This window comes from Nigerium sp., assembly GCF_039811905.1.
Taxonomy (GTDB): domain Bacteria; phylum Actinomycetota; class Actinomycetes; order Propionibacteriales; family Propionibacteriaceae; genus Propioniciclava.
The window spans coordinates 88161-114260 of record NZ_JBDHZL010000002.1; the positions used below are offsets into that span (position 1 = coordinate 88161).

Here is a 26100-nt window from a genome sequence, read left to right on the forward strand (position 1 = left end):
CTCAGGCGTCCCCGATGCGCGTTAAGGCGTCCGCGGGCTCGTCCAGGACGCCGCCGCTCAGCCCGAGGCTGGTGACCAGTTCGACGGACTCGCGGTAGCTGGCGCGGGCGTCCGCGAGGCGTCCGAGGCGTTCGAGGGCCCGGCCCCGCTTGGTGAGCAGCCGCGCCCGGTCGAACGGCAGCCGCTGGTCGATCGCGCGCTCGATCGCGGCCTCGAAGAACGACAGGGCCTCCTCCTCGCGGCCCTCGTCGCACAGGGCGATCTCGCCCTGGAGCTGGATCACCTGCAGGTGCAGGAACGGGTCGCGCTCGGTGTCGCCGACCGTCGCCTTCGCCTGGGCGAGCGTCGCCTCCGCGAGCGGGATGTTGCCCGACCGCGCCGCCCACAGGGCTTTGGTGAGCAGGAACGGGGCGAGCGCGCGGCTCGGCTCGAGGGCGTTCGGGATGCGCGAGTACTCCTCGATGAGTTCGTCCACGCGCTCGGGGCGGGCGGCGTCCGCCTCGGTGTTGATGAGGTTCACCAGGGCGAGCAGGCCGGGGATCGGGACGGTGCCGTCGCTGGACGCCTCGGCCGCCCGGCGGTAGTGGCGTTCGGCGTCGTCGGGCCGCATCCGGATGTCGGCGAGGATGCCCAGGCTGAGGTGCACCGACGCGTGCTCGTAGCGTTGGCCGGGGTCGATGCGGGCGAGGGCGTCGGTGAGCGTCTGCTCGGCCAACTCGTACTCCCCGGCGTACGTGTGCGCGAGCCCGGACGCGTTGAGGGCGGCCACGAGCAGGTCGCCCCGACCGATCTGTTCGCCGATCGCGACGGCGCGGTCCAGCAGGGCGCGCCCGCGCGACACCTCGCCGCGGCGGGCCTCGTAGTTGCCGATGCGCAGCGCGAGGGACGCCTCCGCGACAGGATCCCCGGACTGCTCGGCGAGCTCCAGGACGGCCGTGGCCAGCGGCGAGATCGGCAATCGGAACTCGTCGGCCGCCCACAGCGAGCGTTCGGTGATGGCGAGCAGCGCGGCGGTCTGGCCGTCCATGATGCCGTCGACGGCGACGGCGAAGATCGTGTCCTCGTCGTCGCCGACGCGGCGCCACGCCTCGTGCCGCTCGACCTCGAGCGCGAGGCGCGGGACGTCGTCGGGCCAGGGCAGGAAGATCGCGTCGTGGCTCTCGATGGCCTGGTCGAGCAGCGCCAGGAAGTAGCCGAACACGCGGGCGCGGAGCGCGCGGATGGTCTCCGGATCCTCCTCGGCGTGCAGCCGCTCGCGGGCCAGCGCGGCGACGATGTCGTGGCGGGCCCAGTGCTCGGCGTCGAGCGTGGTCAGCAGGCTGCTCTGGGCCAGCGTCTCGAGCTCGCGCCGGCTGGAGACGCGGGAGGCGTCCGTCATCGCGGCGACCGTGTCGAGGCTGATCCGCGGCCCGGCGAGCACGCCGAGGGCGCGGAAGAACCGCTGGGTCCGCGGCTCGAGGCTGAGGTACGACCAGCTCACGACGCCCCGGACGCCGCCCCCCGAGCCGCCCGCGTCGAACACGTCGAGCAGCGGGTCGCCGTGGTCGACCTCCTCGATCAGGGCGTCGAGCGAGCCGAGGACGCTGGAGCGCTCGCGCGCCACCTGGAGCGCGAGGGGGTGGCCGGCGCACAGGTCGAGCACGGCCTCGATCTGGTCGGGCGCGTAGCCGAGCCCGGTGAACAGCTCGCCGGCGTCCTCGTCGGGCAGCGGCTCGATCGAGAGGCGGGCCGCGCCGTGCTGCACGATGAGCCCGTGCAGGGCGTCGCGGCTCGACACGATGATGTCGCTGGGCCCGGCGTCCGGCAGCAGCACTTCGATCTGCTGGTCGCTGCGCGCGTTGTCGAGGATCAGCAGGCACCGCTTGCCGGCGAGCACCGATCGGTAGATGTCGCCGAGGTCTTCGGGGTCGCTGGGCAGGCCGGTCGGATCGTGCCCGAGCGCGGTCAGCAGCCGCGGGAGCATGCGCTGGCCCTCCACCGGATCCTGCCCGGAGAAGCCACGGAGGTCGACGTACAGCGTCCCGTCGGGGTAGGCGTCCGAGTGGCGGGCCGCCCAGTGGGCGACCAGCGTCGTCTTGCCGATGCCGCCCGCGCCGACCACGGCCACGAGGCGGCCCAAGCCGTCGTCGGAGGCCAGGTTGGCGTCCAGCGCGCGCAACTCGGCGCGCCGCCCCACGAAGCTCGCGCTGAGCGGCGGTAGTTGCCGGGGGACGCCGGGGCGCGGAGTCGTGGTCGGGGCCGCCGGGGCGTCCGGCCGGGGTGGCTCCGGACGCCGGGCGAGGCCGGCGTCCAGCCCCTCCAGCGCGCTGAGCCAGTTGAGGATCTCCGCGCGTTCGCAGCCCAGGTAGGACAGGATCGTGGACAGCGCGTCCCCCGGCGGCAGGACGCGGCCGCTGACGTAGACGTGCACGGTCGACCGCGGGATGCCGGTGCCGCGGGCGATGTCGTCGATGCTGACCCGCGCCTTGCCCGTGCCGAACGCCGCCGCCCGGCGGAGGTTGCTGAGTTCGGTGACGAATGCCTCGATCGACGCGATCCGCGAGGGGTCTCCCCGATGGGGGAGGGGGTTCGCGTATCGCGCCATGGCAACTCCCGAGTGAGCCGGACTGATCAACGAAAGCTTAACTGGAACGCGCGACGCGCGCCTTCATGGTGTCCAGACCGGGGGCGTGGGCGACGCCGAGCTCGCGCAGCAGCCAGAGGCTACGGCGGTAGGCGGCCAGCGCCTCGTCGGGCCGGCCCGAGGCGTCCAGGAGGTCGCCGAGCGCCTGGGTGAGCTCCGCCTCGGGGCGTCGAAGCGCGTTGCGGGAGGCCACGTCGATGCCCTCGCGGTAGGACGCCTCGGCCGCGTCCAGGTCTCCGCGGAGTTCGGCGAGGCGTCCGGCGAAGCGCAGGACGGACGAGCGCAGCGTCCGCGTGCTCCGGGCCGCGACCCGACGGGCGCGGCGTAGGGCGTCGTCGGCGGCGTCCAGCTCACCGGCGGCCATGTGGATGCGGGCGTCCAGAATGAGGGTGTAGCCGTAGAGCTCGTCGTCATCGTCGGGGAGGGCGTGGATGCGGCGGCTGCACGCGCGCGCGGCCTCGAGGTCGTCGCGCCGCAGGCACAGGACCCCGAGGGTGCCGAGCGCCATCACGCGCTCGGCGCTCGGGAGCTCGCGCTCCGTCTCGAGATCGAGGCCCTCGCGGAGCAGCCGCTCGGCCTCCGCGTCGTTGCCCGCGAAGGACGCCGCGCTGCCCTGGGCCCACAGCAGCCGGACGTGCAGGCTCGCGGGGATGTCGGGCGCGCTCACCGCCCCGCGCAGCACGCGCAGCGCCGGCAGGTAGTCGTTCGCCGCGATGAGCGCGACGCCGAGCTGGAGGCCGATCGCCGCGATCGCCAGGTGGTCTCCGGACGCCCGCGCCGAACCGAGGCAGTCGGGCAGGACGTCGGCGAACGTCGCGTATTCGTTGTGCTCGTCGGCCGCCGCGGCCGCCGCCTCGGCGAGCCGCCAGGCGTCGCGCGGGCGGTCGGAGAGCGCCTCCACCACGACGGACTCGACGGTGTCGGCGTCCTGGCTCAGCGTCTGCCAGGCCTCCGCGCGCTCGGCGCGCCCGGCGCTCGCCGCCGGGGCCGTGGACAGCACGAGCCGCTCGTGGTCGCGCACGGCGCGGCTCGCGGCGTCGGAGAAGAAGCCGAGCAGGCGTCCGCGGATCGCGGCGACCTCGGACGCCGGCTCCTCGGCCGCCAGTCGCTCGCGGGCGAACGCCGCGACGAGATCGTGCCGCGTCCAGGCGCCGGCGTCCGCGCGGGTCAGCAGGCTGCGCTCGACGAGGAACTCCAGCGCGCGGCGGGTCTGGCGCGCCGGCGTCCCGAGCGCCACGGACGCCGACTCCAGCCGCAGCGTCGGCCCCGGCAGCGCGCCCAGCCGGCGGAACGCGGCCCGGTGCTCGGCGGACAGGCCGCGGTACGACCAGTCCATGATTCCCCGGACGCCTCCGCGCGCCCCCGCCTGCAGCGTGTCGAGCGGCGCCTCGCCGCTGCGGATCTCCTCCAGCACCCCGAGCATCGACCCGGACGCCATCGCGCGGTCGCGCACGACCTCCAGCGCCAGCGGCAGGCCGCCGCACAGCCGCAGGACCGCGTCGAGGTCGTGCACGGAGGCGTCGATGCCACGCAGGAGGAGGGCGGCGTCCTCGTTCGGCAGGGGCCGGACGCGGACGCGCCCCATGCCGGTGCGCAGCGTCAGGGCCGTCATCTCGTTGCGGGACGCCACGATCACGTCGTGCCCGGTCATCACCGACAGCAGGGGTGAGACCTGAGGCGCGTCGGCGACGTTGTCGAGGACGATCAGCATCCGCCGCGTGGCCTTGTCGCGGAAGTGGGGGAGCAGGGCCTCCAGGTCGGTCGGGGTGCTCTCGGGCGCGACGCCGAGCGCGATCAGGAAGCGCGTGAGCGCGCGCTGCGGCTCGAGCGGCGGGTGGTCGGAGAAGCCGCGCATGTCGGCGTAGAGGACGCCGCCGGGGTAGTCGTCGGCGTGGGTGCGCGCGTACTGGCCGACCAGGGCGGTCTTGCCGCTGCCGGCCGGGCCGGCCACCGCGACGCCGTGGGCCTCGGAGGCGAGGGCCTCCGCGATGGCGCGCATGTCGGCCTCCCGGCCGACGAACCGGCGTGGGGCGGGCGGCAGTTGGCGCGGCACCTGGGTGCGGGGCGTGGGGGAGTCGCCGCGGGCGGAGACGCGCTCGAGGGCGTCCTGCCAGGCGCGGCGATCCTGCGGGGTGGCGCCCATGGTGGCGACGAGGGCGTCCAGGGCGTCCGGCGGGGGCAGCGAGCGCCCGCTGATGTACACGTGCACCGTGGAGCGGGGGATCGAGGTCGCCTTGACGAGGTCGTCGATCGAGAGGCGGGACTTGCGCAGCCCCTCGGCGGCCTGGCGCCGGAGGGCGTCGAGGCCGGCGACGAGATCGTCCTTCGTGTCGATGCTGCGGGCATCGACACGCGCGTGGGCGTCCGTCATCTCGTCCTCACTAGGGGTTGTCCAGGTTCGTCCAAGAGTATCCAAATGAGGGTCCGACCCCCGGGAACCGGCACCATACTGGCGACTGGGACCAGAGCCCACGCGAGGGACTGGACACCAGGCCTCACAGCCAGCGTCGCCGTCTTCTGTCGGGGGGACAGAGCCGGTGCACGTGGGCGGTGCAGTTGCGCCGCAGCAAGCGACAGCCGTTTGGACACACGGCGGTCCGTGGGCCCCTCGCGTGGGTTCTTTTCTGTTCTCCGGCCCCGGTTCTCAGGCGTCGATTCTCAGGCCCCGTCGGGGCTGGACGCCGTGGGCGCCGGCTTCGCGGGTGCGGCCTCCCCGGCTGCGGGCGCGGGCGTCGCGCCGGCCTGCGGCCCCTCACCTCCCGACGCGCCGGCGGGCAGGCCGCGGGCGTCCACCTGGACGGATCCGGCCTCCTCCGGGTTGGCCTGCGAGGCGTCCGCGGCGATGAACGCGTTGAGCCAGCGGACGTCCGGATCGTGGTCGATCAGCAGCGCCTTGAACAGCAGGGTGGCGGGCAGGCCGAGCAGGGCGCCGAGCGGGCCGAGCACGTAGCCCCACACGAGCAGCGACAGGAACGAGACGGTCGCGGTGACGCCCACGGCGTCCCCGTTGAACTTGGGCTGGATGATCGACTGGACGACGAAGTTCACCACGCAGTACAGGATCGCGACGACCAGCGCGGTCGTCGGGCCCTGCGCGAGCAGGGCCATCAGCACCGGCGGGATGATGCCGAGCACGAACCCGACGTTCGGGATGTAGTTCGTGAGGAACGACAAGATGCCCCACACGAGCGCCAGCGGGACGCCCGCGACGACCAGGATGCCGACGTCGATGACCGCGACGATCAGGCCGAAGACCGACGTCACGATCCAGTACCGCCGCACCCCGAGCACGAAGTCGGCGAGGGCCACGCCGATCGTCGGCTGGTGCCGGGCGAGGGCGGCGAAGCGGGCCGGGAAGGTGTCGGCGTCGATCACCATCATGAACACGATCACGACGACGACGCCGATCACCGACACGAAGTTCGACAGCTGCCCGACCAGGCTTTGGAGGACGCCGGCGAAGCTCGACGGGTTCAACTGCTGCAACTGGGTGAGCAGTTGCTCCTCGGTGATGCCGAAGGACGCCAGCAGCGCGACCGATTCGGAGTACATGCGCTCGAAACTCTCGGTGTAGACGGGCAGTTCGCGCACGAGCGAACTGACGCCCCAGCCGAGCGAGAAGAAGAAGACGAGCAGGATCGCGAACACGACCACGCACAGCACGATCGTCGCCAGCAGCGACGGGACGCCGCGGCGCGTCAGGATCTGCCGCACCGGCCACGCGGCGACGAACAGGTTGATGGTCAGGAACAGCGGCGCGACGATGTCGTTCACCGTGCGGATGCCCTGGCCGATGACGAGCAGGGCGGCGACCGCCACCAGGACCATCGCGATGCGCGGCCAGCGGGAGGCGTGCTGGGGGGTGTCAGGCATGACGGCCAGCGTAGCCGCCTCCGGGGCGGCCCCCGGCGGGAGGCCCCCGGGCGCCCGGGTGAGCGTCGGACACCGCCGGCCGGGTACAGTGGCCCGTCGTGATTGTGGCGCGCGAGGTCGAGGTCCGGGTGGGAGCCCGGCTGCTGCTGTCCCCGGTGTCGTTCCAGATCGCCGCCGGCGACAAGGTCGGGCTGGTGGGGCGCAACGGCGCCGGCAAGACGACCCTGACCCGCATCCTGGCCGGCGAGGGCCTGCCGGCGTCCGGGTCGGTGCAGCGGACCGGGCATCTCGGCTACCTGCCGCAGGATCCGCGCACCGGCGATCTGCACGTGATCGCCCGCGACCGCATCCTGTCGGCGCGCGGGCTCGATCGCATCCTGCAGCGGCTGCGCACCTACGAACTGGCGATGGCGGACGCCGCCGGCGACGAGGCCCGGGAGCAGGCCATGACGTCGTACGCGCGGGCCGAGGCGGAGCTGGCGGCGGCGGGCGGTTATGCGGCCGAGTCGGAGGCGGCGCGCATCGCCGCGAACCTGGGCCTGCCCGACCGGGTGCTGACGCAGGAGATCCGGACGCTCTCGGGCGGCCAGCGCCGCCGCGTCGAACTGGCCCGCATCCTGTTCTCGGGGGCGGACACGCTGCTGCTCGACGAGCCGACGAACCACCTGGACGCCGACTCGATCGTCTGGCTCCGCAACTACCTGCAGACGTACGCCGGGGGCGTCCTGATGATCTCGCACGATTCGGGGCTGCTGGACGCGACGGTCAACAAGGTCTTTCACCTGGACGCCAACCGAGCCTGCCTGGACGTCTACGCGCTGGACTGGAAGAAGTACCTCGCCCAGCGGGAGACCGACGAGAAACGGCGCAAGCGCGAGCGTGCGAACGCCGAGCGCAAGGCGGCCCGGCTGCTGGAGCAGGCCGACAAGCTGCACGCGAAGGCGACCAAGGCGACGGCCGCCCAGAACATGGCACGTCGCGCCGAGAAGCTGCTCGCCGCGACCGAGGGGGAGCGGACGACGGACCGCGTGGCGAAGATCCGGTTCCCCGACCCGGCGCCCTGCGGCAAGGTGCCGCTGACCGCCGAGGGCTTGTCGAAGACGTACGGCTCGCTGGAGGTGTTCACCGGCGTCGACCTGGCGATCGACCGGGGGGCGAACGTGGTCGTGCTCGGGCTGAACGGCGCCGGCAAGACGACGCTGCTGCGGCTGCTCGGCGGCATCGAGGAGCCGGACACCGGCCGGGTGATCCCCGGCCACGGGCTGAAGCTCGGCTACTACGCGCAGGAGCACGAGACGCTCGACGTGACGCGGTCGGTGCTGGAGAACATGATGACGGCCTCGCCCGACCTCAACGAGACCGAGATGCGGAAGATCCTGGGGTCGTTCCTGTTCACCGGCGACGACGTCGAGAAGCCGGCGCGGGTGCTGTCGGGCGGCGAGAAGACGCGGCTCGCGCTGGCGATGCTCGTCGTGTCGGCGGCGAACGTGCTGCTGCTGGACGAGCCGACGAACAACCTGGACCCGGCGTCCCGGCAGGAGGTGCTGGGCGCGATCCGCACGTACGCGGGGGCGGTCGTGCTGGTGACTCACGACGAGGGGGCCGTGGAGGCGCTGCAGCCGGATCGCGTCCTGCTGCTACCCGACGGCGACGAGGATCTGTGGAGCCCCGAGTACGCCGAGCTGGTGTCCCTGGCGTAGTCGGCGGGGCGTGCCGGTGGGCCGACGAGCGGACCCGGCTACTCTGGGCGCGTGCCGATTCAGCTTGCCGCCGTCCTGTCCGCGCTCATCGTCGCGGTGGGGGTGTGCGGCATCGTCGTGCCCGTGCTGCCGGGCAGCCTCGCGATTCTCGTGGGCCTGCTGGTCTGGGCGCTGGCGTCCGGCACGACGGCGGGCTGGGTCGTGTTCGGCATCGGGGCCGCGTTCGTGATCGCGGGCGGCAGCGCCCAATACCTCATCACCGGACGCCGGCTGCGCGCGCAGGACATCCCGTCGCGCTCGGTGGTGATCGGCCTCGTCTGCGGGGTGGCCGGGCTGTTCGTGCTGCCGTTCCTCGGGCTGCCGATCGGGTTCGCCGTCGGGCTGCTGGCGTCCGAGTTCGCGCGGGTGAAAGACGTCCGGACGGCGGCGGGCACCAGTTGGTCGGCGCTGAAGTCGGTGGGGTTGGGCATGGTCGTCGAGCTCTCCTGCGCGCTCTGCGCGGCGGCGACGCTGCTCGTCGGCATCCTGGTGCGGCTGTTCGCCTAGTCGCGGGGCCACGTCGCGGACGCTCATCCCACCTCGACGACGTTTCCTGACCTCGCGCGTGCCACGGCACGCGCGAGGTCGGTTTTCGTCTGCGAGGTGGGGTTGAGGTCTGCCAGAGGGCGTCCGGTCGGTCAGAGCAGGCCGGTCGGCACGAACAACAGCCAGGCCAGCAGCGGGGCCACCAGCACGACGCCGCCGGCGTAGATCAGCAGGTCGCGGTAGATGGTCTTGGTGTCATCACCCTGGGCGTTGGCGATCATGAGGGCGCCGCCGAGATCGCAGCGTCCGACTACGAACCCGGGCGGTGCGTCCCACCTGGTGAATCTCAACATCTCGCCACAAGATCCGGGGTTTCCCCGGTATCTTGACGTCAAAGTGTCGGGGTTCTCCCGCCTTCATGACTCGGACAAGGGTGTGAACGGATAGACATGACGGATCAGCTCTCCACGCTGCGGGACAAGCGGCAGCAGGCATTGGCAGGCGGCGGACAGAAGCGCATCGACGCGCAGCACGCCAAGGGCAAGCTGACGGCGCGCGAACGTCTCGCGATTCTGCTCGACGAGGCGTCCTTCCAGGAGCTGGGTGCCCTGGCGACGCATCACAACACGGACTTCGGGATGGACAAGCACCGGTTCCCCGGCGACGGCATCATCACCGGCTTCGGCAAGATTCAGGGACGCCGCGTCGCGGTGTTCGCGCAGGACTTCACGGTGCTGGGCGGCTCGTTCTCCGAGGTGCAGTCGAACAAGATCTCGCGAATCCAGGACCTGGCGATCGAGGCGGGCATCCCGCTGATCGGCCTGAACGACTCGGGCGGCGCCCGCGTGCAGGAGGGCGTCCGGTCGCTGGCCGCCTACGGCGAGGTGTTCGTGCGCAACGTGAAGGCGTCCGGGGTCATCCCGCAGATCAGCCTGATCCTGGGCCCCTGCGCCGGCGGCGCGGTCTACAGCCCGGCGCTCACCGACGTCACGATCATGGTGAACCAGACCTCGAACATGTTCCTGACGGGGCCGGACATCATCAAGACCGTCACCGGCGAGTCCGTCTCCGCGGAGGATCTGGGCGGCGCCTGGATTCACAACTCCACCTCCGGCGTCGCCCAGGTGATGGCCGACTCCGAGCAACACGCCCTCAGCCTCACCAAGGCGCTGCTCAGCTACCTGCCGCAGAACAACACCGAGGATCCGCCGCCGCTGGAGCCCTACGACTCCGCCGATCGCATGGAGGAGGCGCTCAACTCGATCGTGCCGACTGACGACCGCATGGCGTACGACATGCGCGACGTGTTGTCGATGGTCTTCGACCACGACTCGATCTTCGAGCTGCACAAGGACTGGGCGCAGAACGCGCTGGTCGGCTTCGGACGCCTCGACGGCATGAGCGTCGGCTACATCGCCAACCAGCCGCTCGCGATGTCGGGGTGCCTCGACATCAACGCGTCCGACAAGATCGCCCGGCACATCACGCTGTGCGACCAGTTCAACATCCCGCTCGTGACGTTCGTGGATTGCCCCGGTTACCTGCCCGGCGTCGAGCAGGAGTACAACGGCGTCATCCGGCACGGCGCGAAGATCATCTACGCGTACTGCCAGGCGACGGTGCCGAAGGTGTCGATCGTGACGCGCAAGGCGTACGGCGGCTCCTACGTCGCGCTCAGCTCGCGCCAGATGAACAACGACGTCGCGTTCGCCTGGCCGTCGGCCCAGATCGCCGTCATGGGCGCCGAGGGCGCCGCGCGGCTGCTGAACCGTCGGGCCATCCAGGAGGCGGAGGATCCGGCGGCCGAGGAGGCCCGCTTCATCGCCGAGTACAAGGACAAGTTCTTCAACCCGTACCAGGCGGCCGACGTCGGCCAGATCGACGAGGTCATCGAGCCCTGGGAGACCCGGCCGCGCCTCATCCGCGCGTTCGAGGTGCTGCGCACCAAGGTGACGCAGACCATCCCCAAGAAGCACGGGCTCTTCCCGGTCTAGGAGTCGACGATGCCTGATTTCACGTGGGGCCTCATGATGATGGTCGTGGGCATGGGGGTCGTGTTCCTCCTGCTGTTCGTCCTCATGGGCATCCTGATGCTGATCGGACGCCTCGACCGGCAGCCGTCCGCGCCGGCGGTCGAGCCGGCGCCCGCGCCCGCACCCGCGGCGTCCGAGGAAGCCGGGGCGAAAGCCCCGGCCCAGCCCACCGTCCGCATGGTCACCGACGGCCTCTCCGAGGACGACGTGGCCGCGATCGCGATCGCCGTGATGACGCACGCCGAGAACCGGCGCCGGCAGGCCGGCCCGGAGACCCGCGCCCATGCGCCCGGCAGCCAGCTCTTCGCCAGCCGCTGGCTAGCGGTCGGCCGCGGGCACGAAACCCAACCCTTCACCCGGAAGTAAGAAGTCATGCGACGTTACACAATCTCTGTCAACGACACGACGAAGGTCATCGACGTCGAGGTGGTGGGGGCCAACCTGTTCCGCGTGCAGCTCGACGGACGCCTCATCGACGTCACGCTCGACGACCACCGCGACCTCGCCCACTCGGCGGTCACGCCCGGCATCACGCCGCGCGCTGCCCCGGCGGCGACGCGCCCCGAGCCGTCCTCGCCCGGCGTCCAGGCGCCTGCGGCCGCGGCGTCCCGGCCCGTCGCGACAGCGAGCCCAGCGGCGTCCCCGGCGCCCGCCGGCGCGTCACCGGCGGGTGGCGGCGGCGGTGGGCTGGCCAAGATGACGGCCCCCATGCCCGGTGAGATCCTGTCCGTCGACGTGGCCGTCGGCGCCTCGGTCTCCCGCGGGCAGTCGCTGATGGTGCTCGAGGCCATGAAGATGAAGAACGAGCTGAAGGCGCCGCGCGACGGCGTCGTCGCGGAGATCTACGTCTCGGCGGGGCAGTCGGTGAAGTTCGGCGAAACCCTCGTCCGGTTCGAGGAGTGACGTGAACCCCGACACAGTCCATTACCTGCTCCAGGGTCTCCAGAACGTCACCTGGCAGAGCTTGACGATGGTCGCGATCGGACTGCTGCTGGTCTGGCTCGCGGTCAAGAAGGAGTACGAGCCTCTCCTGCTGCTGCCGATCGGCGCCGGCGCGCTGCTCGCGAACCTGCCTCTCTCGCCGCTCGTCGGCGAGGAGGGCGCGCTCACGGTGCTCTACAACATGGGCGTCGCGAACGAGCTGTTCCCGCTGCTGATCTTCGTCGGCATCGGCGCGATGACGGACTTCGGGCCGCTGCTGGAGAACCCCAAGATGGTCCTCCTCGGCGCGGCCGGCCAGTTCGGCATCTTCCTCACGCTGCTGCTCGCGCTCGCCCTGGGCTTCACGCACAACCAGGCGGCGTCCATCGGCATCATCGGCGCGATCGACGGGCCGACGTCCATCTACGTGTCGAACAAGCTCGCGCCCGAGCTGGTCGCCCCGATCACCGTCGCGGCGTACAGCTACATGAGCCTCGTGCCGATCATCATGCCCCCGATCATGCGTCTCCTCACCTCGAAGAAGGAGCGCGCCATCCACATGCCGTACACGAGCCGGGAGATCTCGCAGCGCACGCGGATCCTGTTCCCGATCGTGGTGACGATCGTCGTCGGCACGCTCGTGCCGTTCGCGACGCCGCTCATCGGCATGCTGATGCTGGGCAACCTGATGCGCGAGTCGAAGGTCGTCGAGCGGCTGGTGGGGGCGTCCTCGAACGAGCTCGCCAACGTGGTCACGCTGTTCCTCGGCCTGGCCATCGGCTCGACCATGGTGGGGGCGCGGTTCCTGCAGCCGTCGACGCTGTTCATCCTGGTGCTGGGCCTGATCGCCTTCTGCCTCGACACCGCGATGGGCATCCTGTTCGGCAAGCTCATGAACGTCCTCTCCGGCGGCAAGTTCAACCCGCTGATCGGCGCGGCCGGCATCTCGGCTTTCCCGATGGCGGCGCGCGTCGTCCAGCAGGAGGCCCAGAAGGAGAACTTCGACAACTTCCTGCTCATGCACGCCATGGGCGCGAACGCGGCCGGGCAGGTCGCGTCCGTCGTCGCGGGCGGCGTCCTGCTGGCCCTCATGGGGGCGAGTTGAGCACCGAGAAGCTCCGCGAGGTCGTCGGCGAGATCGCCGGCGACCTCGTCGCTTTACGGCGCGCTCTGCACCGTGAGCCGGAGGTCGGCCTGGAGCTGCCGGCCACGCAGGCGAGAATCCTGGACGCCCTGGCCGGGCTGGGTTTGGAGGTCACCACCGGGCGCGGGCTGTCGTCCGTCGTCGCGGTGCTGCGGGGCGGGGCGCCGCCGAGGGGGGCGGCGTCCGATCGGCGGGTCGTGCTGCTGCGCGGCGACATGGACGCCCTGCCCGTGGCCGAGCAGACCGGGCTGGAGTTCGCCAGTACGAACGGCGCGATGCACGCGTGCGGGCACGACCTGCACGTCTCGCTGCTCGTCGGGGCCGCGCGGGCGCTCTGCGCGGTGCGCGACGAGCTGGCGGGCGACGTCGCCTTCATGTTCCAGCCGGGCGAGGAGGGCGACGGCGGCGCGGAGATCATGATCGAGGAGGGGCTGCTGGAGGCGGCCGGACGGCGTCCGGACGCGGCCTACGCGATCCACGTGTTCTCGGCGCTGGAGCCGTACGGCACGTTCGCGACGCGGCCGGGGCCGATGATGGCGGCGGCCGACGAGGTGGACGTCCGGATGATCGGGCGCGGCGGCCACGGGTCGGCGCCTCACCTGGCAGCCGACCCGGTGCCGGCGCTCGCCGACCTCGTGGGGCAGTGGCAGACGCACGTGGGACGGACCGTGGACATCTTCGACCCGGCCGTCGTCACGGTGGGGGCGATCCACGCCGGGGAGGCGCGCAACGTGATCCCGGAGTCGGGGGAGCTGAAGGCGACGGTCCGGACGTTCAGCCGGCAGCGGCGCGAGCGACTGTGGGCCGACCTGCCGCGGGTCGCGGAGGCGGTGGCGGCGGCGCACGGCGTCCGGGCGGAGGTCGTCCAGAAGGCCGGGTACCCGGTGACGGCGAACGATCCGGCGTCCACGGCCGACGTGCTGGCGGCCCTGCGCGAGACGTTCGGCGAGGGCCGCGTCGCCGAGTGGGCGCACCCGCTGACGGGCTCGGAGGACTTCTCCTACGTGCTCGAGCGCGTGCCCGGCACGTTCATCGGGCTGTCGGCCTGCCCGCCGGACGCCGACCCCGCCGAGGCGCCGTACAACCACAGCGCGTACGCGGTGTTCGACGACGGCGTGCTCGCCGACGGGGCGTTGTGCCTGGCCGAACTGGCCCGGCGGGCGCTGGCCTGACGGCCGCGCGGGCCCCTAGGACGCCCGCCCCACCAGCTCGGACGCCCCCGCGTACCCGGCCGCGAACGCGTACGCGCACAGGCGCAGGGCGTCGTCGGGGGGCAGGAAACGCTCGTGGTGCAGCCCGACCTGCACGCGCTCGGTGAGCCCGGCGACCGTGCCGGTGCCCGCGAACATCATCACCGACGGGACGACCTCGCAGTAGGCGGAGAAATCGTCCGACCCGCACGAGCGGAACGGACGCGGCGCCCGCGGGACGCCCGTGTGGTCGATCAGCGGGTCGATCGCGTGCACGAGGGCCGCGTCGTTCACCAGCATCGACCCGCCGGGCACGATCGACAACTCGGCGGTCGCGCCGCGGGCGGCGGCCGTCAGCTCGACGAGGCGGCGCAGGTCGTGGTGCAACTGCTCGCGGTCGCGGTCGTCGGTGGTGCGGATCGTGCCGGCCGCGTATGCCGTGCCGGCGATGACGTTGGGCGCGTTGCCGCCCTCGATGCGCCCGATCGACATGACCGTCGCGTGCGTCGGATCGATCGCCCGGGACGCCAACTCGTTCACCCCGACGATGATGCTCGCCAGGATGCCGATCGGGTCGATCGTGGTGTGCGGGTAGGCGCCGTGGCCCGGCTGGCCGTGCACGGTGACGTAGAACTCGTCGAACGCCGCGTTCACGGCCCCAGCGCCGGTCGAGATCACGCCCTCGACGACCCGCGGCTGCAGATGGACGCCGATCATCGCGCGCACCGACTCCTGCCCCAGGAGGCCGGCCTCGACGATGTCGATGGCGCCCGACGGGGAGATCTCCTCGCGCGGCTGGAAGATCGGCACCAGCCCCACGGGCAGGTCGAGCGCCCGGGCCGCGGTCAGCGTCGCCCACAGCGCGGCCATGTGGACGTCGTGGCCGCACGCGTGCATCACTCCGGGCCGCTCGGACGCCCACTCCACCCCGGTCCGCTCGACGATCGGCAGGGCGTCCATCTCGGCGCGCAACCCGACCGCGGGCCCGGCGGGCCCGAGGCGTCCGTACATGCCGGTGCCGGCCACGGGACGCCACGTCAGCCAGTCCAGCAGCGACTGCAGGGTGCCGCGCGTCGCGTCTTCTTCTCCGCCGAGCTCGGGACGCCGGTGCAGCGTTCTTCTCACCTCCTGCGCGTCGGGGAGGACGCGGTCGATTCCGGTGATGAGAAGGTCGAGCAGGTCGGTTGGTGAGGTCATGGCGCGCTCACTGTAGCGCGCCGCCGCCCCGCGACCGCTCAGGCGAGCATCTGAGACCGCAGCCAGGTCTCCGGCACCCCGAGCCCCTCGACGAGCACGGCCGCGTGCGGCCGGAGTTCACCGCAGAGCGCGTTGATCGCCGAGGTGACGGCCTTCGAGCGGGCCGGATCCATCCGCTGGTGTTCGAGGAACCAGGCCCGCCCCTCCTCGATCGTGGCCAGCGCGTACAGGTCGCAGAGCTTCTCCAGCATCTGCCGGGACGCCGCGTCGCGCGTCTGCTCGATGCCGGCCACGAACGCCTCCAGCACGAGCCGGTCGGTGTGGGCGCGGGCGGCGAACAGCATGTGCTCGCCGAGCTGGCTGATGGCCTCGGCGGATTCGGCGCGCGGCAGGCGTCCGGCGGCGCGCATGCGCTGGGCGAGCGACTCGACCGTGTGCCGCTCCCGCTCCTCGAACATCGCGACGTGCCAGCCGCGAGCGGCCAACAGGTCGCCGCCCGAGCGGCGCCGGGCGGTCGCGACGAGGCGATCGATGACCGGCCGCGCGGCCGTGCGCTCCATGATCGTGTCGCTCACGAACCGGGCGGTGGCCTGGGCGGTTCCCCACAGATCCATGTCGCCCCACGTGTTCTTGTACTCCAGCAGCAGGGCCTTGGCGACCAGCTCCATGAGCACCGTGTTGTCGCCCTCGAACGTGGCGAAGACGTCGACGTCCCCGCGCAGCAGCGTGAGCTGGTTCGCGGTCATGTAGCCGGCGCCGCCGCACGCCTCGCGGCAGGTCTGCACGGTGTCGTTGGCCCAGCGCGTCAGCAGCGCCTTCATGCCCGCGGCACGCGTCTCCAGCGCGCGGGCGCGCACGGCGTCGCGCGGCTCGGCCTCCATGACCCGCCCCAACTCGAGCGCCAGCTCGTTCACCGCGAAGCCGTAGGCGTACGCGCGGGCGAGGTTGGGCAGCAGCTTGCGCTGGTGGGTGAGGTAGTCGAGCAGCGGGATCTCCGCCCCCAGCCCCGGACGCCGGAACTGTCGCCGCCTCGTCGCGTACGTCGTCGCGATCGCGAGGGCCTTGCGCGTGGCCGAGCCCGCCGCCGCGCCGACGCAGATGCGGCCCCGCACCAGCGTGCCCAGCATCGTGAAGAACCGCGCGTTCGGGTTCGCGATCGGCGAGTGGTAGACGCCCTCGTCGTCGACGCCGCCGTAGCGGTCGAGCAGCATCCGCCGCGGCACGCGGACGTGGTCGAACGCGATCGTCCCGTTGTCGACGCCGAGCAGGCCGCCCTTGTGGCCCTGGTCGCCGAGCGTCACCCCCGGCAGGCTCTCGCCGTCGGCGTCCCTGATCGGCACGAGGATCGTGTGGACGCCCTGGCACTCGCCGGCCACCCACAACTGCCCGAAGACGGCCGCCATGCGGCCGTCGCGGGCCGCGTTGCCGATGTAGATCTTCTCGCTGGACGCCTGCGGGCTGTTCACCTCGAACTCGTCGGTCTCGCGGACGTACGTGATCGTCGTCTCGAGGCTCTGGACGTCGCTGCCGTGGCCGCGCTCGGTCATCGCGAAGCAGCCGGGCAGCGCGACCGAGATCGTGTCGGGCAGGAAGGTCTCGTGGTGCCAGGCCGTGCCGAGGTTCGTGATCGCCCCGCCGAACAGGCCGTGCTGGACGCCGGACTTGATCGTGAGCGACAGGTCGCCCAGCGCCATCATCTCGAAGTGGGCGACGGATTCGGGCAGCGTGCCGTCGCCGCCGCACTCGGCGGGGAAGCCGGCGATCGCGAAGTGCCGGTGGGCGAGGCCGGTGAGCTTGTCGAGGGTCCAGTCGCGGGCCTCGGCCATGCCGAGGGCCGGGTCGCGGGTGACGTCGTCGGCGTCCACCTCGATGCGCCAGCGGTGCTTCACCGCGTGGAACGGCCCGTCGAGGGCGTGGGCGAGCGCGTCGCCCGTCGCGTCGGCGAGCGTGATCGTCTCGTCGAGGACGCGGTCGTCGGTCAGGGTCATCGTCGGCTCCTGTCAGCGTCGGTGTGGCTCGGTGAGGGTGGGTGGGAGGTCGGACCGGCGCTCGGCGCCGTCGGGGGCGAGGAACGCGGGGGCGAAGAGTTGCTCGACGTGGCGCACGATCTCGGAGCGGGGCCGCTGCCTGCCCGAGGCGATCCACTGGTCGGCGAGGGCCCAGATGAAGCCCACGATGCCGTGGCCCCAGGTGGACGCCGGGTCGTCCGTGCGCCCCTGGCTGCGGAGCCACGCGCTCAGCACCTCGGTGAGCTCGTCGCCGATGACGGACGTCAGGCTGACGACGGGGTCGTTCACCGGGACGTCGCCGGTGGGCCGCGTGATCACGAAGCGGTAGATCTCGGGGTCGCGCTCGACGACGGAGAGGTAGGCGTCCGCGAGGTGGGCGGCCAGCTCGCCCGGCCCCTTCTCGGCGGCCGTGGCGAGCGGCAGGTCGAGGTTGGTGAGGATGTAGGAGTGCACCGACTCCACGACCGCGACGTACAGCCCGGTGCGGTCGCCGAAGTGCCGGTACAGCACCGGCTTGGAGGTGCCGGCCTCGGCGGCGATGTCGTCCAGGGACACGGACGCCCCGTGCCGCCGGATCGCGCGCAGGGCGCTCTCGACCAGCGAGCGGCGGCGTTCGGCGTTGTGCTCGGCCCATCGGGCGCTGCGTCCGTCCACGGAAGCGTTCATACGATCGAGGGTAGGCGATACGGCAAGTAGTAGCTACCCTGGGTACCGGATACGTTCGGTATCGTTATTCGTTCTCACCGTGGAGGTTCTGGATGGAAGCGCGCACGGCCGTCGTCGTCGGCGGCAACCGCACCCCGTTCGCCCGGGCCGGGGGGTCGTACGCGGAGGCGTCCAACGTCGACCTGCTGACGGCCGCGCTCGACGGGCTCGCCGCGCGCTTCGGGCTCGCCGGCGAGGAGTTGGGGGAGGTCGCCGCGGGCGCGGTGCTCAAGCACACCCGCGACTTCAACCTGACGCGCGAGGCCGTCCTGGGCTCGGCGCTCGCGAGCACGACGCCCGCGTGCGACCTGCAGCAGGCGTGCGCGACCGGGCTGGAGGCGGTGGTCTACGTCGCCAACAAGATCCGGCTGGGGCAGGTGGAGGTGGGCGTGGCCGGGGGCGTCGACTCGGCGTCCGACGCGCCGGTCGTGGTGTCGGAGCGGCTGCGGCGCGCGATGCTCGCCGCGAGCCGGGCCCGGACGCCGCTGGCGCGTGCCCGGGCGTTCGTCGGGCTGGGGCCGCGGGACCTGGCGCCCGTGCCGCCGCGGGTCGTCGAGGGGCGCACCGGCCTGACGATGGGGGAGTCGCAGGCCCGCACGACGCGCGCGATGGGCATCACCCGCGAGGCGCAGGACGAGCTGGCGCTCACGAGTCACCGGCGGCTCGCGGCCGCCTGGGACGCCGGGTTCTTCGACGACCTGGTCACCCCGTACCTGGGCGTGACGCGCGACGAGGCGTGCCGCCCGGACACGTCGCTGGAGAAGCTCGCCGCGCTCAAGACCGTCTTCGGGCGCGAGGACGCGACGATGACCGCGGGCAACTCGACGGGGCTGTCGGACGGGGCGGCGGTCGTCCTGCTGGCGGAGGAGTCGTGGGCGCGCGGGCGCGGGCTGCCCGTCTGGGCCGCGGTGGTGGACGCCGAGGTCGCGGCCGTCGACCACGTGGACGCCGGGGAGGGGCTCTTGATGGCCCCGACGCGGGCGATCCCGCGGCTGCTGGAGCGAAACGGGTTGTCGCTGAGCGATGTCGACGAGGTGGACATCCACGAGGCGTTCGCCTCGACCGTGCTGTGCACGCTCGCCGAGCTCGAACGGCAGGGGCTCGGCCGCGTCGAGGCCGACCGGCTGAACGCGGGCGGCGGATCGCTCGCCGCCGGGCACCCGTTCGCGGCGACGGGCGGGCGCATCGTCGCGAGCCTCGCGAAGCGGCTCGCGCAGCGCGGCCCGGGCAGCCGGGGGCTGGTGTCGGTGTGTGCGGCCGGCGGCTTGGGGGTCGTCGCGATCCTGGAAGGGAAGTGAGCGCGGTGGGTGTGAGCGGCTGGCTGGAGAAGGCGTACGGCACCCCGGCGGGGCGCGTGGTGGCGCGGCGGGCGGGGCTGGCCGATCCGCCGCGGCTGCGGCGCGGGCGGCGGCGTCCGGAGGGCGCGGTGGTGCTGGCGGAGGTGGGCTCGGCGGCGGACGCCGGCCGCGGCCCCTGCGCCGGCACGCGCGACGGGATCGTGCGCCGGGCGCTGGCGGAGGCGGGCGTCCGGACGCCGGCCGAGGCGCTGCGCGACGCCGGCGAGACGCCGCCGGCGTACGCGGAGCGGATCGGGGCGCTCGTCGTGGACGCGACGGGCGTCCGGGCGGTCGGTGAGCTGGAGGAGCTGCGGCAGGTGCTGCGTCCGGCGGTGCGCGGGCTGGAGGGCTCGGGCCGCGTGATCGTGGTCGGGCGGGCGGCGTCCGTGGGGGAGGCGTCCGTGGAGGAGGCCGTGGTCGCGGAGGCGCTCGACGGCATCGTCCGGACGGTCGGCAAGGAGCTGCGGGCCGGCGCGACGGCGAACCTGGTCTATCTGGAGGCGGGGGCCGGCGCGAACGAGCTGCGCTCGACGCTGGCGTTCCTGCTGGACGGCCGGTCCGCGTTCGTCGACGGGCAGTCCTGGCACGTGGGCCCGGCGGTGGGGCAGGCGTCCGGGGGAGACGAGCCGAGCGAGCGCCCGTTCGAGGGGCGCGTGGTCGTCGTCACCGGCGCGGCCCGCGGCATCGGCGCCGCGATCGCCCGGACGTTCGCGCGCGACGGCGCGCGGGTGGTGTGCGTGGACGTCCCGGCGGGCGGCCAGTCGCTCGCCGCCGTCGCGAACGAGCTGCGCGGCACCGCGCTCCAGCTCGACGTGACCGCCCCGGACGCCGCGGAGCGGCTGGTCGCGCACGTCGCGTCCCTGGGGGAGGGCGCGCGGATCGGCGTCCTGGTGCACTGCGCCGGCATCACGCGCGACAAGATGCTCGCCAACCTGGACGCCGCCCGCTGGCGGTCGGTGCTCGCGGTGAACCTGGAGGCGCAACTGCGGATCAACGAGTTCCTGCTCGCGCACGCCGGCGAGCCCGGCACGCTCGCGGACGACGCGAGCATCGTCGCGATCGCGTCCACGAGCGGTATCGCGGGCAACAAGGGCCAGACGAACTACGCGGCGTCCAAGGCGGGCGTGATCGGCATGGTGAGGGCGCTGCGCGGCCCGCTCGCCGAGCGCGGCCTGACGATCAACGCCGTCGCGCCGGGGTTCATCGAGACCGACATGACGGCGAAGATCCCGTTCGTGCAGCGCGAGATCTTCCGGCGGACGAACAGCCTGCAGCAGGGCGGCCAGCCCGTCGACGTCGCCGAGACCATCGCCTACCTCGCCGACCCGGCGAGCGCGGGGGTGACCGGCCAGGTCGTCCGGGTGTGCGGCCAGAACATCGTGGGGCAGTGATGGGCGGGCGCGGTGAGGAACGTGACGAGCGGCTCGACGCCCTGCCGAGCGTCGGGCGGCTGATCGCGAAGGCGGCGGTGACCTCGCTGGGACGCCCCGGGGCGTCCGGGGGGCTGCCGGTGCGGTCGGTGTCGGTGGCGCACGTCCGGCAGCCGGTGGGGCGGCTGGCCGCCTACGACCGGCTGTGCGGGTTCACGCTGCGGGACCGGGTGCCCCCCACGTGGCTGCACGTGCTGACGTTTCCGCTGCAGGCGCACCTCATGGCGGCGCGCGACTTCCCGTTCCCGCTGGCAGGCCTGGTGCACGTGACGAACGACATGACGCTGCGGCGTCCGGTGGAGCTGCGCGAGGAGCTGCTGCTCCGCGTCCGGACGCGGAATCTGGCCGCCCACAAGCGCGGGGTCACGTTCGACATGCTCGGCGAGGCGTCCGTCGGCGGCGAGGTCGTCTGGACGGGCGTCAGTAACTACCTGGCCACCGGGGCGTCCGGGGAGGGGCTGCCGGAGGCGTCCGGGGGGTCCGGCGTGCGCATCGACGAGCCGGACGCCGACGACCGCGCCCTGTGGCGCCTCCCGCCCGACCTGGGCCGCCGCTACGCCGGGGTGTCGGGCGACGCGAACCCGATCCACCTGTCGCCGCTGACGTCGCGGCTGTTCGGGTTTCCGCGGCCGATCATCCACGGCATGTGGACGCACGCGCGCGCGCTCGCCCAGCTCGACGCGCGCCTGCCGGACGCCTACCGCGTCCAGGTGCGGTTCACCAGACCGATCATGCTGCCCGCGGCCGTGACGTTCGCCGCCGAGACCGCGGACGCCCCGTGGTTCGTCGTCCGGTCGCGCGAGGGGCGCGCGCACCTGATCGGCCGGGTGTCGGAGCCGGACGCCGCCTGAGCGGCGGGCGTCCGGCAGTTTTGGGACGGACGCCCACGCGCCCGGCTCAGCCGCAGCGCGGGACCGTCGAGCGGCGATGTCGGCGCGCTCGCGGTCGACGCGCGGCCGTCAGCGCGGCGATTCGGAGGATCCGGGCGCGGAGCCATCCCCGCTGGCCGTGCCCGCCGCGGCCTGGGCCTCGGCCTTGGCGTCGCGGACGGCGAGCGCGGCGCTCTCGGCCGCCTCCTGGGCGGCCGACACGGCGTCCAGGGCGGGCGGCGCCTGCTCGCGTCCGACGGCCGCGGGCCGGTCGGCGTCCGGGACGCCGTCGGCGGCGTCGGTCTCGGGGGAGGGCGTCGTCGCGGTGGAAACGTGCGCCCGGAGCCTGGCCGCGAGGTCGGAGCGCGGGCTCTCGCGGTGGTCGCCGAAGGCGTCGGAGACCGCGCGGATGGCCTCGGTGAACTCGCCGGGGATGACGAAGAACGTGTTGTTCTCGCCCTGCGCGAGCGAGGGCAGCGTGTCGAGGTACTTGTAGGCCAGCACCTGGGGGTCGGCGTCGTTTGCGTGGACCGCCTGGAAGACGCGCTCGATGGCCTTCGCCTCGCCGTCGGATCGCAGGATCTTCGCCTGCTGGTCGCCCTGGGCGAGCAGGATCTCCTGCTGGCGGGTGCCCTCCGCGGTGAGGATGCGCGCCTGCCGCTCGCCCTCCGCGTGCAGGATCGCGGCGCGCTTGTCGCGCTCCGCGCGCATCTGCTTCTCCATGGCGTCCTTGATGCTGTTCGGCGGGTCGATCGCTTTGATCTCGACCCGGTTGACGCGGATGCCCCACCGGCCGGTCGCCTCGTCGAGCACCGACCGCAGTTGCGCGTTGATGGACTCGCGTGAGGTCAGGGCCTCTTCGAGATCCATGCTGCCGATCACGTTGCGCAGGGTGGTCACCGTCAGCTGGTCGATCGCCTGCAGGTAGTTGGCGACCTCGTAGGCGGCGGCCCGCGGGTCGGTGATCTGGTAGTAGAGCACCGTGTCGATGTGGACGACCACGTTGTCCTCCGTGATCACCGGCTGCGGCACCGACGAGAAGACCTGCTCACGGATGTCCAGCTTGTCCCGCACGCGGTCGGCGATCGGGACGATGAAGTTCAGGCCGGGTTGGAGCGTCGTGCGGTAGCGGCCGAATCGTTCGACGTTGAAGCGGTGCGCCTGCGGCACGACGCGCACGGTCGCGGCGACCACGAACACGACGATGACTGCGGCGATGATCAGGGGGACGAGAAATTCCATCGGTCATCCTTCAGTCAGGGGTAGATCCTGCGGGTACACGATCGCGGTGGCTCCGGCGATCTCCATCACCTCGACGCTGGCGCCCCGGGGGATCACGAGGCCGTCGCGGTAGGGGCGGGCCGTCCAGTCCTCGCCGGCCAGGTGCACCAGCCCGGCGTCCGCGCTGACCTCCTGCACCACGGTGGCCCGGCGGCCCACGAGGGCGTCCGTGCCATCCCGGACGAGGCCCGGGCGCGCCATGTGCCGCAGCGCGACGGGCCGCACGACCACCATGCCGAGGACCGTGCTGACCACGAAGGCGACCAGCTGGAGCGGGAGGGGTGCGCCGAAGCCTGCGACGAGGGCCGCGACCAACGCCGAGCCGCTGAGGATTCCGAAGGCCAGCGTGAGGGAGAAGAACTCGCCAATCGCCAGCCCGACGGCTGCGAGCAACCATAAGAGCCAGGACATCGGCGACCTCCCTCCGGTGTGCGTCCAGGCTAGCGCGCGGGGGAAATGGCGTCCGGACGCTCACGCCACGAGGTTCGCCCGCAACAGCAGGTCCCGGTCGCTCAGGACGCGGCCCGTCGGCGCGTCGGTGAGCACGCGGTGGTCCTCGCCGAGCACGACGCAGCGGTCGGCGAGCGCCTCGGCCAGCGCGAGGTCGTGGGTGGCGAGCACGAGGGTCTTGCCGGCGTCGCGGAGGCGTCCGAGCATGTCGACGAGCCACGACGCGGTCCGCGGGTCGAGGGCGGCGGTCGGCTCGTCGAGCAGGATGACGTCGGGGTTCATCACCAGCACCGACCCGAGCGCGACCCGCTTCGCCTGGCCGCCCGACAGGTGCACCGGCGAGCGGTCGGCGACGTCGGCGAGACCGAGCATGTCGAGGGCGTCCTCCACGCGCGTCGCCGTTTCGGACGCCGGCAGCCCGAGCTGCCGGCAGCCGAAGGCCAACTCGTCGCGGACCGACGCCGAGAACAACTGCGCCTCCGAGCGCTGAAACACGAAGCCCACCCGCCTGCGGAACCGCGCGTTCGCGGCCGGGTCGGCCAGGGCGTCCTCGGTGACGGGGTCGCCGAGGGCGAGCACCTGGCCGCGGTCGGGGTGGACGAGGCCGTCCAGCAGCTTCAGCAGCGTCGACTTGCCCGACCCGTTCGCGCCGAGCAGGGCCACGCACTCGCCGGCGGCGACGTCGAGCGAGACGTCCTCCAGGGCGGGGAAGCGCCCGAGGTAGGCGTACCCGACGCGGCGGCACGACAAGACGGACGCCTCCGGCGTGCCGGGGGTGGTGGGGGGTTCAGCGGGCAAGGACGTCCCCGATCACGAGGAGGATCGCGGGCACCAGCAGCGCCCCGGACGCCGCGGCCGTCCGCAGCCGGACGCCCGCAGTGGGGCGTCCGGCAGCCGCGGGGCCGCGCGGGGGGCGTCCGTCGTAGCCGCGGGCGACCATGGCCTGGTGCACCTCGTCGGCCAGCGCGGACGCCCTCGTCAGCAGCGCGGCGACGCTCGCGCCGACGAAGGCGCGGTCGTCGCGTCCGCGGGTGCCGGAGACCGTCCGGGCGCGGCGGGCGAGGAGGTGGTCGGCCAGGACGTCCGCGAGCACGATCAGGTAGCGGTGGGCCATCGTCGCGATCATGACCATGGCCCGCGGCAGCCCGAGCGCGCCGAGCGCCGACATCAGGCGTAGCCACGGGGTGCTTCGGGTCAGCAGCACGAGCACCGCGAGCGAGCAGACCACGCGCCCGAGCATCAGGACGACCGTCGTCAGCCCCGCCCACGTCAGCCCCTGCCGGACGCCGCCCGCCTCCCACAGCGCGACCGCCAGTGGCCCCGGACGCACGGCCGAGAACGCCATCGGCCCCGACACCAGCAGCCCCAGCACGAGCGCCGGCACCCACAGGACGACGGCCGTGCGCACGTACGTCCGCCCGGCCGCGGCCAGCGCCGCGACGAGCGCGAGCGCGGCGACGCCGACGACGGCCGGCGTCCGCAGCAGCGCCACCGCGATCAGCCAGCCCAGCGCGCCGACGAGCTTGGGGCTGGCCGCCAGCCGGGCGGGCCGGCCGCCGGCGTCCTCGTCGTGGACGGACGCCATCGTGCGCGCAACCCCGCCCAGGGACGCCGCGACGAACCGCCCGCGTCCCCGCGGAGGGGACGCCGGCTCAGGGTTCGGCGCCAGCAGCCAACCGGGGACGCCGGGACCGCCGCTCACCCGGCGCGCCGCGCGGCCCACGCGTTGCCGAGCCGGGCGAGCCCGTAGACGGCGGCCGCGATCACCGCGGCCCCGACGACGGCCGACAGCCAGTAGGCCACCACCGGATTCACCCCGTGGAGCCCGTAGTCGGGCAGCGGCGTGTGCTGCCACACGGACGCCAGCGCCGCGAGCCCCCGCGGCACGAACCCGTGCTCGGCGGCCAGCTCCTCGGTCGACCACTCGCCGTACGCCCCGCCGGGCGCGAGCAGCCCGAGCGGCGCGATCGCGATGAGCGCGGCCAGGACGCCGAGCGCCACGCGTCCGGGGTGCCGAAGAACCCGGACGCCGCCGGACGCCTGCGCGGGCGCGGCGGCCGGCGTCCGGACCTCGCCGCGCCGGGCCAGCGCCGCGAACGCCGCCCCGGTGACGACCGCCTCGGCCGGGCCGCCGACGACCGCGTGGATGAACCCCATCGCCGGGACCGTCGCCGCCAGGGGCACGGGGTTGTACAGGGGCGTCCCGTCGGCGGCGGTGAAGAGCAGCGGCTGCAACCCCAGCTCGACGCCGGTCGCGACGCCCGAGACCACGCTCGCGACGTAGCCGCCGAGCGCGGCGGCGACGACCCGGCGCCTGGAGGTGAGCGCCGATGCCCCGGCGACGAGCCGGTACACCCCCGCGCCCACCAGGGGCATGAGGATCGCCATGTTCACGACGTTCGCCCCGTAGGTGAGGACGCCGCCGTCGGCGAAGATCAGCGCCTGGAACAGCAGGGCGACGGCCACGGCGACCATCGCCGGGGCGATGCCCATCGTGACCGCGATCAGGACGGCCCCGACCGCGTGGGCGGTCGTCCCGCCCGGGACAGGCACGTTCACCATCATCACCAGGAAGCTCGCCACCGACAGCATCGCCAGCCGCGGAACCGCGGCCCCGCGCACCTCGCGGCTCACCCGGTGTGACGCGACCGCCAGGCAGGGCGCCGCGACCGCGTACGCGGCGGCGCACGTCGCCGGCGAGAGGTAGCCGTCGGGGATGTGCATGAGAACTCCTGTCGGTCGCGGGCGGACGGAAAACGGACGCCGTGGGCGTCCGGCCCGACGGTAGCGCACCCCCGGACGCCCGCTGGGCG

22 protein-coding genes are annotated in these 26100 nt (G+C 73.1%); 10 read left to right on the forward strand and 12 right to left on the reverse strand.

Going from position 1 to position 26100, the window contains the following annotated elements; all coding sequences use genetic code 11:
* Position 1: 1 nt before the first annotated feature.
* From WMJ97_RS01155 to WMJ97_RS01165, 3 genes are all read right to left on the reverse strand, one after another.
* Complete coding sequence (locus WMJ97_RS01155) at positions 2 to 2584, reverse strand: NB-ARC domain-containing protein (RefSeq protein ID WP_347347117.1); 2583 nt, start codon at positions 2582 to 2584, stop codon at positions 2 to 4.
* Between the two features lie 37 nt (positions 2585 to 2621).
* The gene (locus WMJ97_RS01160) at positions 2622 to 4994 is read right to left on the reverse strand and encodes an XRE family transcriptional regulator (protein ID WP_347347118.1); all 2373 of its coding nucleotides are present in this window, start codon (positions 4992 to 4994) and stop codon (positions 2622 to 2624) included.
* A 287-nt stretch (positions 4995 to 5281) separates the two neighbouring features.
* The gene (locus WMJ97_RS01165) at positions 5282 to 6496 is read right to left on the reverse strand and encodes an AI-2E family transporter (RefSeq protein WP_347347119.1); all 1215 of its coding nucleotides are present in this window, start codon (positions 6494 to 6496) and stop codon (positions 5282 to 5284) included.
* 98 nt (positions 6497 to 6594) lie between these two features.
* Between WMJ97_RS01165 and WMJ97_RS01170 the strand changes: the two genes are divergently transcribed.
* A complete protein-coding gene (locus tag WMJ97_RS01170) occupies positions 6595 to 8196 on the forward strand; it encodes an ABC-F family ATP-binding cassette domain-containing protein (protein WP_347347120.1) in 1602 nt (533 codons plus the stop codon).
* Positions 8197 to 8247: 51 nt separating this feature from the next.
* Positions 8248 to 8742, forward strand: coding sequence for a DUF456 domain-containing protein (locus WMJ97_RS01175; protein WP_347347121.1), 495 nt, complete (start codon positions 8248 to 8250; stop codon positions 8740 to 8742).
* A gap of 131 nt (positions 8743 to 8873) precedes the next feature.
* On the opposite strand, the gene WMJ97_RS01180 is transcribed toward WMJ97_RS01175, so the two are convergent.
* Positions 8874 to 9002 (reverse strand): hypothetical protein, encoded by a 129-nt coding sequence (locus WMJ97_RS01180; RefSeq protein ID WP_347347122.1) that lies wholly within the window; start codon positions 9000 to 9002, stop codon positions 8874 to 8876.
* 168 nt (positions 9003 to 9170) lie between these two features.
* Here WMJ97_RS01180 and WMJ97_RS01185 point away from each other — a divergent pair, with 168 nt between their 5' ends.
* From WMJ97_RS01185 to WMJ97_RS01205, 5 genes are all read left to right on the forward strand, one after another.
* Positions 9171 to 10715, forward strand: a complete 1545-nt coding sequence (locus tag WMJ97_RS01185) for an acyl-CoA carboxylase subunit beta (protein WP_347347123.1) — start codon at positions 9171 to 9173, stop codon at positions 10713 to 10715.
* Between the two features lie 9 nt (positions 10716 to 10724).
* Positions 10725 to 11120 carry an OadG family transporter subunit gene (locus WMJ97_RS01190; protein ID WP_347347124.1) on the forward strand — a complete coding sequence of 132 codons (396 nt, stop codon included), beginning with the start codon at positions 10725 to 10727 and terminating at the stop codon, positions 11118 to 11120.
* A 6-nt stretch (positions 11121 to 11126) separates the two neighbouring features.
* Positions 11127 to 11657, forward strand: a complete 531-nt coding sequence (locus tag WMJ97_RS01195; RefSeq protein ID WP_347347125.1) for a biotin/lipoyl-containing protein — start codon at positions 11127 to 11129, stop codon at positions 11655 to 11657.
* Positions 11658 to 11724: 67 nt separating this feature from the next.
* On the forward strand, positions 11725 to 12780 hold the full coding sequence (locus tag WMJ97_RS01200; protein WP_347347150.1) for a sodium ion-translocating decarboxylase subunit beta: 1056 nt from the start codon (positions 11725 to 11727) through the stop codon (positions 12778 to 12780).
* A complete protein-coding gene (locus tag WMJ97_RS01205) occupies positions 12777 to 13991 on the forward strand; it encodes a M20 family metallopeptidase (protein ID WP_347347126.1) in 1215 nt (404 codons plus the stop codon). Before WMJ97_RS01200 ends, WMJ97_RS01205 begins: the two co-directional genes overlap by 4 nt.
* 15 nt (positions 13992 to 14006) lie before the next feature.
* Here WMJ97_RS01205 and WMJ97_RS01210 read toward each other — a convergent pair whose 3' ends face one another.
* The 3 genes from WMJ97_RS01210 to WMJ97_RS01220 are packed head-to-tail and all read right to left on the reverse strand — an operon-like array spanning position 14007 to position 17881.
* Positions 14007 to 15206, reverse strand: a complete 1200-nt coding sequence (locus WMJ97_RS01210) for a M20 family metallopeptidase (RefSeq protein WP_347347127.1) — start codon at positions 15204 to 15206, stop codon at positions 14007 to 14009.
* Positions 15207 to 15244: 38 nt separating this feature from the next.
* Positions 15245 to 17194 carry an acyl-CoA dehydrogenase gene (locus WMJ97_RS01215; RefSeq protein WP_347347128.1) on the reverse strand — a complete coding sequence of 650 codons (1950 nt, stop codon included), beginning with the start codon at positions 17192 to 17194 and terminating at the stop codon, positions 15245 to 15247.
* Between the two features lie 12 nt (positions 17195 to 17206).
* Entirely contained in the window at positions 17207 to 17881 is a 675-nt protein-coding gene (locus WMJ97_RS01220; RefSeq protein WP_347347129.1) for a TetR/AcrR family transcriptional regulator, read from the reverse strand.
* Positions 17882 to 17973: 92 nt separating this feature from the next.
* Between WMJ97_RS01220 and WMJ97_RS01225 the strand changes: the two genes are divergently transcribed.
* The 3 genes from WMJ97_RS01225 to WMJ97_RS01235 are packed head-to-tail and all read left to right on the forward strand — an operon-like array spanning position 17974 to position 21538.
* A complete protein-coding gene (locus WMJ97_RS01225; RefSeq protein WP_347347130.1) occupies positions 17974 to 19218 on the forward strand; it encodes an acetyl-CoA C-acetyltransferase in 1245 nt (414 codons plus the stop codon).
* On the forward strand, positions 19215 to 20648 hold the full coding sequence (locus tag WMJ97_RS01230; protein WP_347347131.1) for a 3-oxoacyl-ACP reductase: 1434 nt from the start codon (positions 19215 to 19217) through the stop codon (positions 20646 to 20648). Before WMJ97_RS01225 ends, WMJ97_RS01230 begins: the two co-directional genes overlap by 4 nt.
* Positions 20648 to 21538, forward strand: coding sequence for a MaoC/PaaZ C-terminal domain-containing protein (locus tag WMJ97_RS01235; protein ID WP_347347132.1), 891 nt, complete (start codon positions 20648 to 20650; stop codon positions 21536 to 21538). Before WMJ97_RS01230 ends, WMJ97_RS01235 begins: the two co-directional genes overlap by 1 nt.
* 108 nt (positions 21539 to 21646) lie before the next feature.
* On the opposite strand, the gene WMJ97_RS01240 is transcribed toward WMJ97_RS01235, so the two are convergent.
* From WMJ97_RS01240 to cbiM, 5 genes are read right to left on the reverse strand one after another with little or no spacing between them, the layout of a single operon-like run.
* On the reverse strand, positions 21647 to 22798 hold the full coding sequence (locus tag WMJ97_RS01240) for an SPFH domain-containing protein (protein WP_347347133.1): 1152 nt from the start codon (positions 22796 to 22798) through the stop codon (positions 21647 to 21649).
* 3 nt (positions 22799 to 22801) lie between these two features.
* The gene (locus WMJ97_RS01245) at positions 22802 to 23248 is read right to left on the reverse strand and encodes an NfeD family protein (protein WP_347347134.1); all 447 of its coding nucleotides are present in this window, start codon (positions 23246 to 23248) and stop codon (positions 22802 to 22804) included.
* Positions 23249 to 23308: 60 nt separating this feature from the next.
* On the reverse strand, positions 23309 to 24085 hold the full coding sequence (locus tag WMJ97_RS01250) for an ABC transporter ATP-binding protein (RefSeq protein WP_347347135.1): 777 nt from the start codon (positions 24083 to 24085) through the stop codon (positions 23309 to 23311).
* Positions 24075 to 24989 carry an energy-coupling factor transporter transmembrane component T gene (locus WMJ97_RS01255; protein ID WP_347347136.1) on the reverse strand — a complete coding sequence of 305 codons (915 nt, stop codon included), beginning with the start codon at positions 24987 to 24989 and terminating at the stop codon, positions 24075 to 24077. Before WMJ97_RS01255 ends, WMJ97_RS01250 begins: the two co-directional genes overlap by 11 nt.
* Positions 24986 to 26011, reverse strand: a complete 1026-nt coding sequence (gene cbiM / locus WMJ97_RS01260; protein WP_347347137.1) for a cobalt transporter CbiM — start codon at positions 26009 to 26011, stop codon at positions 24986 to 24988. Before cbiM ends, WMJ97_RS01255 begins: the two co-directional genes overlap by 4 nt.
* Positions 26012 to 26100: the final 89 nt, after the last annotated feature.